Genomic DNA, 14354 nt, shown 5'->3' with positions numbered 1-14354 from the left:
GTGCCGCCGCAGCCCTGTCAAGCCGGCCGATCAGGGGCGCAGCAGGGTCAAATCGATCTGCCATTTATTGATTTTATTGTACAGCGTGGTGCGCGATAGCCCGAGCAGCCGCGCGGCCTGCCGCAGATTGCCGCCACTGGATCCAATTACCTGCATGATATGGGTACGTTCGTTATCTTCCAGCCTGGCAGAAGGTGCTGCGTCAGGCTCAGTGAGATCACGAGTGATTTCCTCAGGCAGGTCGCCCACGTCGATCTGCAACCCTTCGCACAGGTTCACCATTCGTTCCACCAGGTTTTCCAGTTCGCGCACGTTGCCCGGCCAACGCCAGGCGCTAAGGCAGGCCATCGCCTGCGGTGACACCTGCGGCGGGATTTTTTTCATGCGCGTACAGAGCTTGTGCACGAAGCCGTTAACCAGCCCGGCGATATCTTCCCGTCGTTCGCGCAGCGGCGGAACGGAGAGGGAGATGACGTTCAGGCGGTAATACAGATCGCGCCGGAAAGCGCCATTCTCCACCGCCTGCGCCAGATCGCAATTGGTGGCCGCGATGATGCGTACGTTGACCTTCACCGGGTGCGTGGCGCCGATCCGCAGCACTTCGCTCTCCTGCAGCACGCGCAGCAGACTGGTTTGCGCATCCAGCGGCATTTCGCCGATTTCATCGAGCAGCAGAGTACCGCCATCCGCCAGCTCAAATTTCCCGGCGGAACCGCCACGGCGCGAGCCGGTAAAGGCGCCATCCACGTAACCGAAAAGCTCGCTTTGCACCAGATCGCGCGGCAAGGCACCGCAGTTAACGGCAACGAAAGGTTCATTGCTGCGTGCGCTGCCGTTGTGGATCGCCTGAGCAAACAGTTCTTTGCCGGTTCCGCTCTCGCCGGTCAGCAGAACGGTGCTGTCGCTGCGGCTGCTGGTGCGCGCCTTGGCGATGGTTTCCCGTATGCGGCTGGAATGGCCGTATATCATGTCGAAGGTATAGCTGGCGCTGACGCCCATCACGCGGCGAGTAATGGCGCGAATACGCTGGTTCTCGCGCAGGGAGAGCACCCGGCCGTCATCCGGCGCGGGCATCAACGAAATCACGCAGGAGAGGGTCGCTTTGCCTTCGGGCATAAAGACCATTTCACGATCGTTACAAAACGGCATGGTCAGCAACGAGCCGGACTGCGGGCGCAGCACTTCGTCGAGGGACAGGTCGCCAGGCTCCAGGCCGTCAAAAATCTGGCGCGCATAGCGGTTGACGGTTTTCAGCCTGCCGTGGCGATCGCAGACAATAACGCCTTCATTCAGCGTTTCCAGAATGGACTGTTGTTCCGCCAGCAGCCGACACAACTGCAACTGTTGGCCGACGGCCTCCGCAGCCGCTTGCACGGTGCCCAGAGTGTGGGCGTTGAAGTTATCCGGCGTGGCGGTAAGCGTCAGCACGCCGATCATCACGCCTTCAGCGTTACGCACCGGTGCCGCCGCACATTGGCGATGGCGCTGACGCAGGCCCATTTTCCAGTTTTCACCGCTTAACACATACACCAGGCGCTGTTCCCGCAGGCAGCGCGCGGTGCAGTTGGTGCCCTGAACCTCCTCGCGCAGAATGCTGCCGACCGGTGTCAAATCCGCGCCGCAGTAGTGAAGGGTGACGCCGTTGGCGTCGGTCAGGTTGATGTGGCCGTCAGGGTTGTAGGCCAGCAGGTTTTCCATGATGCCGTGCGCCACCTTAATCAGCTCGCTGTTTTGCGCCAGAATCATCTGCAACCGGTCCGCGGGCGGCGAGTGATAGACAAACTCCTCGGGGTCGATGCCGTTTTCACGCGAACGCTGCCAGGATTGCAGGATCGACTTGCGGATCCAGCCGGGTTGCCCGCCTTCATTAAAAACCTGCCAGCCTTGCCAAAACAGGCTATCCCATTCACTGGCCTCCGGGCCTCCCGGGAGGCTGAAAATCGGGTCGCTCTCGTCTTTGATCGGCATCAGTCCGGCGGCAGTGTGCATGTGGCTCTCCAGTTTGGAATGTAATGTTCATTTTATTGACATGTGAAATTGACATGTCAATTTAGTTGTCACTCTGTTGCGGTTATCTGTGCATCGCCTCACAAATTCCTCCCTTTTCGCGCTGGCATCCCCTTTGCAATACCCACAGTGAACTCCGTAGCCCGACAAGGGCGTTAACTCACATAAGGAATCACTATGAGTCATTCTCCTCACAACTTGCGCGTTGGCCTGATCGGTGCCGGCAGAATGGGCACTTTCCATGCGGAGTCATTGGCGCGGCGCGTGCCGGGCGCCGTTTTGGCCGCCGTGGCCGATCCGCTGCCGGGTGCAGCGCAGCGGTTGGCGGACAGACTGGGCGTCAGCGCCTTTAGCGATTTGCAGAGCATGCTGGATGACAGAGAAATCGATGCGGTAGTCATTGCTTCCCCGGCGCGTACCCATGCGGAATGGGTGATTGCCGCCGCCCAGGCAGGGAAGCACGTGTTTTGCGAAAAACCGATGGCCATCACGCTGGACGAAGCGGATCGGGCCATCGCCGCCGCCAAACAGGCGGGTGTCGTGCTGCAAGTGGGGTTTAATCGCCGCTTTGTCAGCGGTTTTGCCGCCGCCATTACCGCCGTGAAGGAGGGGGAAAATGGCGTTACCCAGCTTTCCCGATCGGTAACCCGCGATCCGCAGTTGCGCGATCCGGCGCCGATCCCCGCCTGGACCATTTTTTTGGAAACGCTGATCCACGATTTTGACACGCTGTTGCACTTCAACCCGGGCACCAGGCCGGTTGAGGTATACGCGCTGGCGGATGCGCTGGTGCGCCCGGACTTCAAGGATAAAGGGTTGCTGGACACCGCCGTGGTGACTATCCGCTTCGATAACGGCGCCATCGCTACCGCAGAAGCCAACTTCCAGGCGGTCTACGGCTACGACGTGCGCGGCGAGGTATTTGGCAGTAAAGGGATGCTGCAGGCGGGCAATATCAACCTGAATAACTGCGTGCGGTATCACGCCGGCGGCATCGCCATCGAAACCTCACGTCAGGATACCGATCTGCTGCATGACGCTTATGTGGCGGAGCTGACTGAATTCGCCCGCTGTGTTCAGCAGAGGGAAACGCCGCGCGCGACCGGACAGGATGCCCGCAATGCGCTGGAGATTGCATTGGCCTGCATCGAGTCGGTGAAGCAGGGCAAACCGATCACGCTGGGGAGACAATAATGGCCGGATATCAGCTGTCTGTGTGCGCCGAGATGGTGTTTCTCGATCTGCCGTTTGTTGAACGGGTAGCGCGTATTCATGCGCTCGGCTTCGGCGTCGAGATCTGGAACTGGGAAAATAAAGATCTTGATGCGCTGATTGGCACCGGCGCACGTTTTACTTCAATGACCGGTTATCTCGCCGGCAACCTGACCGACGACGAGGATATCGCCCAGCTGTTGCAAACGGCGGAACAGTCGCTCGCCATCGCGCAGCGGTTGAACTGCCCCAGCCTGAATCTGCACGGCACCGGCCTGGATCCCAACGGCTTGCCGGTGAAGCCGGTGGAGGTGGTGACCGGCGCCATGTGGCTGAAAGCGGCCGATACCTTGGGCAAGCTGGCGCAACGGGGGGAGCGCACCGGCAAGGTGTTCACGCTGGAAAACCTCAACCTGCCGCGGGACCATCCGGGCACGCCCTTCGCCAAAGCCTGCGACACACTGGCCTTGGTTGAGGCGGTCAACAGCCCAGGGCTGAAGATGAACCTCGACCTTTATCATGCGCAAATCGGCGAAGGCAATCTCATCGAGCTTATTCGCCGTTGCGGGCCGGCGATCGGCGAAATTCAGGTGGCCGACGTACCGGGGCGGCAACAACCGGGAACCGGTGAAATCAACTATCGGGCCATTGCCGGCGCGTTGGACGAGATCGGCTACCGGGGCGTAGTGGCATTGGAAGGATGGGCATCCGATGACAGCACCGCGGCGCTGCAACAGTTCCGCGACCATTTCACTTTATAACCGCAGTACACCCGGGCTGTGGTCTGTTGCCCGGGATGAAAAGTGATGCATTGATTTTAATAATAAATTTATCTCAACCTACAGGATGACATCATGAAAATCAGAAGCTGGCTGTTGATATTACTTAGCCTGTTTATGGCCTTTAACGTCCAGGCGAAAACCTATAAGGTCGGCGTCGCGCTGGCCAATTTCGATCTCAACTTCGTGTCCATTTTACGCTCGCAAATGGTGAGCGAGCTTAAGCAGTTGAACATGGACGGCCAGTTTGTCGATGCAAAAGGCGACGTGGCGCTGCAAGTGCAGCAGGTGGACGATTTTATCAACCTGGGGGTGGATGCCATTATCCTCAACCCGGTAGATACCCAGGGCGTGAAACCGATGATGGATGCCGCCGAACGTGCGCATATCCCGCTGATTTTCGTCAACCGCAAACCGGAAGTTAAGCTGGGTAATGCCATGGCGTATGTGGGATCGGACTCGGCGGAGGGGGGCAAGTTGCAAATGGAGGCGCTGGCGAAACGGATGAATTATCGCGGCAATGTGGCGATCCTGATGGGGGCGCTGTCCAACGAAGAGGCGCGTGAACGCACCCGCGCGGTGGAAGAGGTGATCGCCAGGTATAAGGACATGAAGGTACTGGAAAAGCAGACCGCCAAATGGCAGCGCAATGAAGCGGTGGATGTGGTATCCGGATGGTTGCTGAACGGCCGCCCGATCGACGCTATCGCCGCCAATAACGATGAAATGGCGATTGGCGCCATCATGGCGCTGAACCAGGCTAAAAACAAAAGCATCCTGGTGGCGGGGATTGACGGTACGCCGGACGGCCTGCAGTTTATTAAGAACGGCGGCATGGTGTTGACCATTTTCCAGGACGCCAAAGGGCAGGCCACCGGGGCGGTGCAGGTCACCAAGGCACTGCTGGAAAAGCAAAAGACCGAGGCTTACAACTGGGTGCCTTATAAAACCGTCACTCAGCAGAATCTGGCGGAGTTTGTGACCGCCAATCAGCAATAGCCGCGGTTTCTGCGGCTATTGCTTGATGATTTTACTGCTCAACCGGCGGTGCGCGGGGCGCGTTTGGCCAGCATTCTCAGCGCCAAACCGCCCGCTGCCGCCAGCGTGGCCAACAATACGACGCCCGGCCAACCGGCGCTTTCGAGGACTTTGCTGCCGAGAGCGGCACCGCTCGCCATACCGATAAACACCAGGGTAAACAGGATGGCATTCAAACGGCTGCGCGCTGCCGGGTTGATGGCGTAAATAATGGTCTGGTGCGCCACCAGCGTCGCCTGGATACCGAGATCAAAACCTACCGCGCTCAGCGCGATGAGCGCCAGTTGGGCGGGCAGCGGAAGCCAGGGCAGCAGAAACATCAGAGCGAATGAACACACCACCATGGCGGCACCGATTTTAGTGACGTAGTCCGGCCCGTGACGATCGGCCAGCATACCTGCCAGGGGGGCTGCCAGCGCACCGGCCGCACCTGCCAGCCCAAAAGCGCCGGCTACGGCACTGCCAAGCTGATATTTTTCCGCCAACATCACCGCCAGCGTCGACCAGAAAGCGCTGAAGGCGACCGACAGCAAGCCCTGAGCCAACGCCGCACGTCGCAGTTCCGGGTAGTCGGCCCACAGTTTCCCCAATGAGCGCAGCAGCGCAGGGTAGCTCAGTGTGGTGTTGGGTTTAAAGCGCGGCAACACTGCGCCGATCGTGAGTGTGATGACCAGCACCCCCAATGCCGCCAGCATATAAACGCTGCGCCAGCCGAAATATTCCGCCACCACGCCGCTGAACACGCGCGAGAGTAAAATGCCGGCCAGCAACCCGGTCATCACCGTGCCCACCGTCTTGCCCCGGTTGGCGTCTGAAGCGAGCGTGGCGGCCGCCGGGATAATGTCCTGCGCCACCGTTGCGGCTAAACCGATCGCCAGACTGCTGAGCAACAACAGCGGAAATGAAGAAGAAAAACCGCACATCAGCAGGGTGAGTGCCAGCAACACGCCCTTTATCCGAATGATCTGGCGGCGATCGTGACGGTCGCCCAGCGGAGCCAGCAGCAGGATGCCCAGTGCATAGCCCGCCTGGGTCAGCGTGGGTACCATGCCGGTATCGCTGACCCCGGCGTGGAACGTAGCGCCCATGATGCTCAGCATCGGCTGGCTGTAGTAAATGGATGCCACGCTCAGACCGGCGCCGGCGGCCAGCAGGAAAACGATTTTGGCGGAAAGCGCATTGTCAGGCGCGGTGGTAGTGGCTGAAATCAGGCTCATGACGGTTATCCAGAACGAGTAAAGTGGGGCTATTTTTGCCAGTTTTCGGCGGAAACTGTAGCCCCTGCACGGGTAAAACTGTTATACGTAATGCGTATGAATAAAAATCCATTTCCCAATGGCGATCGTATAGCCATGCTGCAAACTCTGGTGCGCATTGTCGACAGCGGCAGCCTCTCGGCTGCTGCGGCGCAAATGAATACCTCGCAGCCCACCATTAGCCGGCGTCTCCAGGTGCTGGAGCAACTGCTTGGCGTGAAATTAATCCAGCGTACGACTCACGCCATGAAGCTGACGGACGACGGCGAGCGTTGTTATCAGCATGCGCGCAAGCTGATTGAGCACTGGCAAATCATGGAGGACGAACTGCGCGGCGTGCGCGATGAACCCGTGGGCGTATTGCGGGTGCGCGCGCCGCATGCCTTTGGCCAGGATCAGCTGATTGGGCCGTTGGGCGATTACCTGCAACGCTATCGTCAGACCAGCGTAGAGTGGACGCTCAACGATCATTCGCCCGATTTCATTCCGGAAGGCGTGGACTGCGCGATCCACGTCGGTGCGGTGACCGATCCTTCGGTGGTTGCGGTGCTGTTGGCGCAGGTGCCGCGCATTGTGGTGGCCGCGCCTGAACTGCTGGCACGCCATACGCCGCTGGCGCAGATCGGCGATTTGGCGCAGTTGCCCTGGCTGGCGCTAAACAGTTTTTATCGCAATGAAGTGACGTTGACGCATACCGCCAGCGGCGAAGATTACCGTTTTGACATCGTCCCCAGGCTGAGTACCGACAGCCTTTATGCCGTGCGCAAGGCGGCGCTGAACGGCGTGGGGGTGGCCATGTTGTCATCCTGGGTGGTCAAACAGGATCTGGAGCAGGGGTTGCTTACCCCGTTGATGCCAGATTGGCACGCCGCGCCCTTGCCGATTTATCTGCTTTACCCCTATGCCAGTTATTATCCGGCGCGGTTGCGTAAATTCCTCGAGTTGATGAAAGAAGTGATGCCACGCATCACCGGCGCACAGGCGCCAGTGCCGTGAGGGCGGCAGCTTCGTGCGGCGTACAGCGGAATAGGTCGTCAGCGGAGCGATAAACAGCGTAAATGTAGAGTGCCGGCGGGCGGATTCAACCTGATTGGCGACGGTATCTGTTTGATAATCGAAGAACACCTACCGTCCATTTCACTCAAGAGAATCGCCCATGCACTTTACTCAAGCCATTGCCAGACTCCCTGCCGATAGCTGCGGCAGCGGCCAGACCACCGCTCAATTGGGCGCACCGGATATCGCCGCCACCGGCCGTCAGTTTTTGGCCTATGTGGATACCTTGCTGCGCCTGGGCCTGAAAGTGACGGTGCTACCGGCGGCCCCGGCCTTCCCGGACGCTCACTTTGTGGAAGACACGGCGGTGATAATGCCGGAGCTTGCCGTGATCACCCATCCGGGTGCGCCGAGCCGCCAGGGTGAGGTGGACACCATTGCGCCGCTGTTTGAAGGCGAGCGCCCGGTGGTGCGGATGAGCCGGCACGGCCACCTTGACGGCGGCGACGTGCTGTTGGTCGATCGTCAGTTTTTTATTGGCCTGACGGCGCGCACCGATGAAGCCGGCATTGGCGAGTTTGCTGCTGCGGTAGAGCCGTATGGCTACCGGGTGACCGCCATTGACGTCAGCGCCGGGCTGCACCTGAAATCCATCGTCAACTATGTTGGCCGCAACACCCTGTTGCTGACGGAAGACTACCAGCGCCATCCTGCCTTTAGCGGCTTTAACGCCATCGTTATCCCCGAAGCGGAATCCTATGCCGGCAACACGCTGTGGATCAACGATACCTTGATTACCCCACGGGGTTACCCGCACACGCTGGCCCAAATCGAAAAGTTGGGCATGCCTATCGTTCAGCTCGACACCAGCGAATTTAAAAAAATGGACGGCGGCCTGACCTGCCTGTCACTTCGTTTCTAGCGCTTTCTTGCACCGGGGATCTCAGCCATGAAAAAAACATTAGCGGTTCTACTGACCAGCCTGGCCCTGGGTGGCCCGGCGGCGGCCCAGTCTTTCGATACCATCAGCTTTGGCGTCGACGGCGGTTACCCGCCTTTTGACGTGCTTTCGCCCAGCGGCGAGATCACCGGTTTTGACATCGATATCGCCAATGCGCTGTGTACGCAGTTGCATGCCAAATGCGTTTTCGTCAAACAGCCTTTTGAAAGCATGATCGCGGCGCTCAATGCGCGTAAGTTCGATGCCATTATCGCTTCGCTGACCATCACCGACGAGCGTAAAAAGGAAGTGGACTTTACCGATCGCTACTACCGCAGTTCGGCGCAACTGGTGGCGCGCAAGGGCAGCCCGTTGCTGCCGGATGCCGCCAGCCTGAAAGGCAAAACGGTTGGCGTGCAGACCGGCTCCATTCATGAAACCTATGCGAAAAAACATTGGGCCGGACAGGGCGTGAAGATCGTTTCTTACGCCAACCAGGACAATGTCTATCTGGATTTGATGTCCGGGCGGATTAATGCGTCGTTGCAGGACAATACCCAGGCGGCCAGCAGCTTTATCGATACCCCGCGCGGGCAGAAGTTTGCCTTCGCCGGCCCGGCGATTACGGACAGCAGCATCTCCTCCGACGTGGGCATCGCGGTGGGCAAAGACAACCCGGCGCTGCGTGACGCGCTCAACGGCGCCATTAAGGCCATCCGTGCCGACGGCACCTATGACGCCATCCAGAAAAAATATTTCAGCTTCGACATTTACGGCGGCTAAACCGGCGCGCTGACGCCGGCTGGCCCGGCATCAAGTCAAGTATGGGAGGCCGGGAATGGTCATCGAGTATTTGCCGTTGCTGGCACACGGCGCGGCGCTGTCGTTATGCGTGATGCTGGTTTCTCTGGCGGTGGCGCTGGCGCTCGGCCTGATCAATGCGCTGATCAAGCTGTTCGGCCCGCGTTGGCTACGCTGGTTATCGACGGGGTACACCACGCTGGTGCGCGGCATTCCCGAACTGGTGATTATGCTGTTGCTGTTCTTTGGCGGCGAAATGCTGGTCAACGGCTTTCTTGGCCTGCTGGGGTTGGGGCCGCTGCGCTTCAACACCTTTATCTCCGGCGTGCTGGCGATTGGTTTCGTGTTTGGCGCTTACTACACGGAAACCTTTCGCGGCGCTTTTCTCACCGTTGAGCGCGGGCAACTGGAAGCGGCAATGGCTTACGGCATGCGCCCAGGGCAGGTATTTCGCCGCGTCTTGCTGCCGCAAATGCTGAGTTTCGCCATTCCCGGGATCAACAATAACTGGCTCGGCTTGATGAAAGCCTCGGCGCTGGTCTCGATCCTGGGGCTGGAGGACATGGTGTGGCTGGCGGAGCAGGCGGGGCGGGCAACGCAAAAACCCTTCCTGTTCTATTTCCTGGTAGCGCTGATCTATATGGTGATTACCGCGATCTCCAGTTGGGGCTTTAGCCTGCTGGCGCGCCGCTACGCTCTGGCTTCCTCGACCGCTGCAGGAGCACGCTGATGACTCTGCAAGATATGCTGGAAGTGACGCCCACTTTTTTGTGGAGTGACGGTTCGGATGTGACGGGGCTGGCGCTGACAGCCAAACTGTTTTTGCTGTCGGTGGTGCCGGGCCTGCTATTGGCGGTGCTGATGGCGGTCGGCCAGGTGTATGGCCCGCGCCCGCTGTCCTGGTTAATCCGTTGCGTGACCTATTTTTTCCGTAGTACGCCGCTGTATCTGCAATTGATGCTGATTTACTACGGGCTGTCGCAGTTCGACGTGGTGCAGTTGGGCTGGCAGAACGATCAGCCTTTCTGGCTGCTGTTTCGTGACGCCACCTTTTGCGCCACGCTGGCGTTGGTGCTCAATACCAGCGCTTACGTCGCGGAACTGTTGGCCGGCATGATGGGGACGTTTCCCAGGCAGGAGTGGGTCGCCGGTGAGGCGTTTGGCATGAGTCAGTGGCAGATAATTCGCCGACTGGTGCTGCCGGCGACGTTACGGCGGGGTATTCCTGCGCTGAATAACGAGATGGTCTTTCTGCTGCACGCCACCTCGCTGGCAAGCACGGTGACGCTGCTGGACATTACCGGAGTGGCACGCGCTTTTTACGCCGCCACCTATTCGCCGTTTATTCCCTTCCTGATGGCGGCGGCACTTTATCTGCTTTGCACCTTCCTGCTGATCTTCCTGTTTTCACGGGCAGAACGGCGCTGGCTGGCCTTTATCCGCCGTGACTGAGGCGGCTCAGGAGCGCTTGATGGATTGCAACTCGGTCAGGGTAACGATTTTATCCACCCGGAATTTTTTGCTGGTCAGCCAGGCGTCGGCCAGCAGTCGGTAGCTTTCCATGCTGCGGCAACCGATGCGCACCAGAAAATCGAAACTGCCGCTGACCAGCCAGCAATCCAGCACCTCTGGGGTATTGCGCATTTCCTGCTCGAATGCGGGTTGGGAATGGCCATGATCGGCCAGCGCGATTTGCGCCTGTATCACAAAGGCATGCTCCGGTTCCGGCAGTTCGATAATGGCGCGGTAGCCACGGATAATGCCGTCGCGCTCCAGCCCGCGTACCCGTTCCTGGCAGGGGCGAGCGGTCAGGTTGACCTGCTCGGAGAGCTTTTGATAGGAAATGCGGCCATCCCGGCACAGTATTTCAAGGATTTTTTTGTCGATTCGATCAAGCCGGGCTTTCTTTTCCACAGATAGGACGTCCAATGAAAAGTAAACATCATAAGTTACCTGAACATGCCCTGGGTGGGCAGCGCCAATTCACCAGTTTTCATTTCGGCCAGCCCGGCCTGGGCGAAAAGATTTACCTGCAGGCCGGTCTGCATGCCGACGAACTGCCAGGCATGCTGGTGCTGCATTATCTTAAAAGATTACTCAGCCAGGCGGAACGGCGCGGTGAACTGCAAAGTGAAATAATCATTGTCCCGATCGCCAACCCGCTGGGGCTGGCGCAGGTGCTGCTCAACGGCGGCGTCGGGCGGTTTGATCTGGTCAGTGGCCGCAATTTCAACCGCGACTTTCCCGATCTGGCTCTGTTGCTGCACCAGGAGGCTTTTGCCTCGTCGGAGCCTGCCGTGCCGCAGGTACGCGCTGCGATGCGCGAAGCCTTGCACGCTATGCCGGACCGCAGCGAGGTGGAAGCCCTGCGCCGGCAATTGCTGTTACTGGCCTGCGATGCCGATGTGGTGCTGGACCTGCATTGCGATGACCGCGCGATATTGCATATGTATGCCGACCCGGCCTGGCGCGAGCAGGCGGAAGATCTGGCGCGCTGTATGGGGATCGGCGCGGTGCTGCTTTCGCAAGACAGCGGGGGCGGCTCGTTTGACGAAGCCTGTGGGCTGCCGTGGCATCGGCTGGCGCAGCGGCATCCCGCGTTAAACCTGCAACCCGGCTGCATGGCGGTCACGCTGGAACTGCGCGGGCAACAGGATATCGGGCACCAATTGGCCGGCAACGATGCCGAACGTCTCTATCGTTATTTGCAGCACCGTGGTGCAATTGCGGGCGAGCCGCCGGCAATACCTCAGTTGGATGTCGCCATGTTGCCGTTTGCCGCCGGGGAGATTGTTACCGCGCCCGCCAGCGGCATTCTGCTGCCGTTGCGCCAGCCGGGTGAGTGGGTGGAGGCGGATGAAGCCGTGGCGGAAATCATTGACCCGATCACCGATACGGTAAAAGCGGTGCGTGCCCAGGCGGGCGGGCTAATCTATGCCAGCCGCCGCGCACCCTTCGTCACCCTGGGGGCGGAGATCATGAAGATCGCCGGTAAAACGCCCTATAAAGGCGGCGGTGGCCTGGCGTCGTGAGAAGGGGCCATTAGTAGAGCAGTACCGTTAGAAAAAAAGTAATAAATATGAAATGTGGGTGTCAAATGAATAGATTAGGATGTTTAAACTAATCAGGAATGTGACACTAATGGAGTATTTTATGAAAAGCTACTTATTACAAGGGAATGTGATTAAGTTGCTACGACTGAGCTACCCTCAGTATGAAGGAATAAAAGAAGAAACATGGCGGGCTCTAATCAAAATTGAATCAATTTGGAACCTGGATGAACAAGTTTTGGTTTATACTTAGATACTTTAAACAAACTTCCGACTTACCCGTAAAAATCAAGTTTTTCGTCATTATAGCGATTTCATTCTTTTCTACCATCTTGATTTCCATGCAGCCGGTTATTATGGCGAAATTGGTTGGCGTAATTGACAGTAAACAGCTTGATTTTCCAGTTGTCATTTACTTGCTTGCGCTAAGCTACATTGTTGTTATGAGTTTGAGAAAACTGTCTTCAGCGTTAAATTTCATATTGCTAACTTCCTTGAAAAATAACCTTGTAATAAGTATGACGAATGATTATTTCAAAAATTTATTTTATGATGACAATGCTATAAAGAACAATGAAAATACAGGTGATGTCACACAGCGTCTGAATCAGGCTATAGATGAGTTGACTGTCGTACTAAGAAATATTTCACATAACTTTATACCTCCCTTGCTGCAGTTGATATTCAGCATTATCATCATAATTTCCTCTGGGGACTATATTGTTGCTGCTCTTTTTATAATTTACTTCTCGATTTACTTTATTATCAAAAGAACTTTTAATCCTGGAATTGTAGAGCTATACAATGACTTCTATACAACCTCAGTAAAAAATTACAGTCTCATCACCGATAGTGTGAAAAATATGGGGGCAGCCAAAGTATGTAATTCATATGATTATCTATTTGGTCGTTACGAGAAGCTTTTAAGCAATATCGAAACCAAGCATGAGCGACTTTTAAAGGAAGATATGCGATTCCTGTTGATTGAGTCTGCTTGTAATATTGTTTTTTTTGGATCGTCATTTATCTACTCTCTGTATCAGACTGCTATTGGCAACATAAATATAAGCCATTTTATTATGATTTCATCCTATATATTATTGCTATCATCTCCTCTGGAAAATATTGGTTCAATGTACACTGCACTACAAAAATCGACGATATCCCTGCATGGTTTTATACAATCGTTTTTTGGTATGACCAAGGGAGATAGTGTGGGCCAACCTTGGGCTGGGACTGTTGATTCGTTAAAAATGGTAAATGTGTTTTTTTCGTATGAAAATGCAGATGAATATATTATTAACAATCTCAATCTGGAAATTACCAAAGGGTGTTTTGTTACTCTGACTGGCAGCAGTGGCTCAGGAAAAAGTACCATTGCAAAACTCATGGCCGGCCAGATTGAAACCAAGCAAGGTGACATTTTTATCAATGATAGAGACATTAATCAGCTTTCAGCAAGAGAGCGGGCGGAGGTGATTTTTCATATATCGCAAAATGATTATGTCTTTATGGATACGCTGAGATTTAATCTCAAAATTGCCTGTCCTGAAGCCACTGATGATCAATTAATCCTGGCGTTGAACTTGGCAAGACTCGACGATCTGGCGAGTGATAACGGTACGAGTTTACTGGATATCAAAATTGGTGACAATGGCATGACGCTTTCAGGCGGTCAGCGTCAGCGGCTATCTCTGGCGCGCTTATTTTTAAGGAACCCCAGAATTATTATTCTTGATGAAATCACCTCGGCACTTGATGTCATCAATGAGAGGGGAGTGATAGCAAATATTAAACGCAGTTATCCCCATGCAATGATATGTAACATCAGCCACCGGAGCTCTACTTTCGATTTTTCTGATGAAATTATAGTCATCGAAAAAGGTCGTATCGTTGATAGAGGTGATTTTGTTGCGTTAAAACGCACAAATACGTATATCCAATCGATCCTGCGTCAAGAGGCTATGAGAGAGGCGGGATGATAGTAACACTCACCGCCACATCGGTGACCAGCCAGTTGGTGCGCCGTCGCCGTCTATCAGCAGATCGCTGCCGGTAACGAACCCGGCATCCGGGTCAAGCAAAGTAAGCCGCCAAAATCACTATCTCATCCAAACCAGAAACGACGAGCGATAGCTACCCCAATCCCGCCTGCGCCAATGATGGCCAATATTCATGTTGTCTACCCCAGAGAGGTCCAATAAGTTTCAACAGGCTAAAGGCTGGTGGCCGCACTGATTAGCCCATCAATGGATACATGAATAGCGGGAAAGAT

13 protein-coding genes are annotated in these 14354 nt (G+C 56.2%); 10 read left to right on the top strand and 3 right to left on the bottom strand.

Annotation, left to right across the window (positions count from 1 at the left end; genetic code table 11):
* Window positions 1-30: 30 nt before the first annotated feature.
* On the bottom strand, window positions 31-1989 hold the full coding sequence (locus SPL01S_RS06440; RefSeq protein ID WP_063198313.1) for a sigma-54-dependent Fis family transcriptional regulator: 1959 nt from the start codon (window positions 1987-1989) through the stop codon (window positions 31-33).
* A gap of 195 nt (window positions 1990-2184) precedes the next feature.
* Between SPL01S_RS06440 and SPL01S_RS06435 the strand changes: the two genes are divergently transcribed.
* The 3 genes from SPL01S_RS06435 (at window position 2185) to SPL01S_RS06425 (ending at window position 4997) form a co-directional block, all read left to right on the top strand.
* Window positions 2185-3201, top strand: a complete 1017-nt coding sequence (locus SPL01S_RS06435; protein WP_063198311.1) for a Gfo/Idh/MocA family oxidoreductase — start codon at window positions 2185-2187, stop codon at window positions 3199-3201.
* Entirely contained in the window at window positions 3201-3980 is a 780-nt protein-coding gene (locus SPL01S_RS06430; protein ID WP_063198309.1) for a TIM barrel protein, read from the top strand. The genes SPL01S_RS06435 and SPL01S_RS06430 overlap by 1 nt, the downstream gene beginning before the upstream one ends.
* A 93-nt stretch (window positions 3981-4073) precedes the next feature.
* Window positions 4074-4997 (top strand): substrate-binding domain-containing protein, encoded by a 924-nt coding sequence (locus SPL01S_RS06425; protein ID WP_063198307.1) that lies wholly within the window; start codon window positions 4074-4076, stop codon window positions 4995-4997.
* A 38-nt stretch (window positions 4998-5035) separates the two neighbouring features.
* Here SPL01S_RS06425 and SPL01S_RS06420 read toward each other — a convergent pair whose 3' ends face one another.
* Window positions 5036-6253: an MFS transporter gene (locus SPL01S_RS06420; RefSeq protein WP_063198306.1), complete on the bottom strand. Its 1218-nt coding sequence runs from the start codon at window positions 6251-6253 to the stop codon at window positions 5036-5038.
* A gap of 96 nt (window positions 6254-6349) precedes the next feature.
* Here SPL01S_RS06420 and SPL01S_RS06415 point away from each other — a divergent pair, with 96 nt between their 5' ends.
* The 5 genes from SPL01S_RS06415 to SPL01S_RS06395 all read left to right on the top strand — a co-directional run bounded on the left by SPL01S_RS06415 (window position 6350) and on the right by SPL01S_RS06395 (window position 10481).
* Complete coding sequence (locus SPL01S_RS06415; protein ID WP_006325232.1) at window positions 6350-7288, top strand: LysR family transcriptional regulator; 939 nt, start codon at window positions 6350-6352, stop codon at window positions 7286-7288.
* Between the two features lie 160 nt (window positions 7289-7448).
* A complete protein-coding gene (locus tag SPL01S_RS06410) occupies window positions 7449-8210 on the top strand; it encodes a dimethylarginine dimethylaminohydrolase family protein (RefSeq protein WP_063198304.1) in 762 nt (253 codons plus the stop codon).
* 27 nt (window positions 8211-8237) lie between these two features.
* A complete protein-coding gene (locus SPL01S_RS06405) occupies window positions 8238-9011 on the top strand; it encodes an ABC transporter substrate-binding protein (protein WP_004944430.1) in 774 nt (257 codons plus the stop codon).
* Between the two features lie 55 nt (window positions 9012-9066).
* On the top strand, window positions 9067-9759 hold the full coding sequence (locus SPL01S_RS06400; RefSeq protein ID WP_004944436.1) for an ABC transporter permease: 693 nt from the start codon (window positions 9067-9069) through the stop codon (window positions 9757-9759).
* Window positions 9759-10481 (top strand): ABC transporter permease, encoded by a 723-nt coding sequence (locus tag SPL01S_RS06395; RefSeq protein WP_062870819.1) that lies wholly within the window; start codon window positions 9759-9761, stop codon window positions 10479-10481. Before SPL01S_RS06400 ends, SPL01S_RS06395 begins: the two co-directional genes overlap by 1 nt.
* Window positions 10482-10487: 6 nt before the next feature.
* Here SPL01S_RS06395 and SPL01S_RS06390 read toward each other — a convergent pair whose 3' ends face one another.
* Window positions 10488-10943 carry an Lrp/AsnC family transcriptional regulator gene (locus SPL01S_RS06390; RefSeq protein ID WP_062790820.1) on the bottom strand — a complete coding sequence of 152 codons (456 nt, stop codon included), beginning with the start codon at window positions 10941-10943 and terminating at the stop codon, window positions 10488-10490.
* A gap of 14 nt (window positions 10944-10957) precedes the next feature.
* Between SPL01S_RS06390 and SPL01S_RS06385 the strand changes: the two genes are divergently transcribed.
* Window positions 10958-12061, top strand: a complete 1104-nt coding sequence (locus tag SPL01S_RS06385; protein ID WP_063198302.1) for a succinylglutamate desuccinylase/aspartoacylase family protein — start codon at window positions 10958-10960, stop codon at window positions 12059-12061.
* Between the two features lie 245 nt (window positions 12062-12306).
* Window positions 12307-14061: an ATP-binding cassette domain-containing protein gene (locus tag SPL01S_RS06380; protein ID WP_063198300.1), complete on the top strand. Its 1755-nt coding sequence runs from the start codon at window positions 12307-12309 to the stop codon at window positions 14059-14061.
* Window positions 14062-14354: the final 293 nt, after the last annotated feature.

Origin of the sequence: Serratia plymuthica NBRC 102599, from assembly GCF_001590925.1 — a bacterium.
Taxonomy (GTDB): Bacteria; Pseudomonadota; Gammaproteobacteria; order Enterobacterales; family Enterobacteriaceae; genus Serratia; species Serratia plymuthica.
The sequence above is the reverse complement of the archived record's forward strand: the minus strand, read 5'-3'. Positions and strand labels throughout refer to the sequence as shown.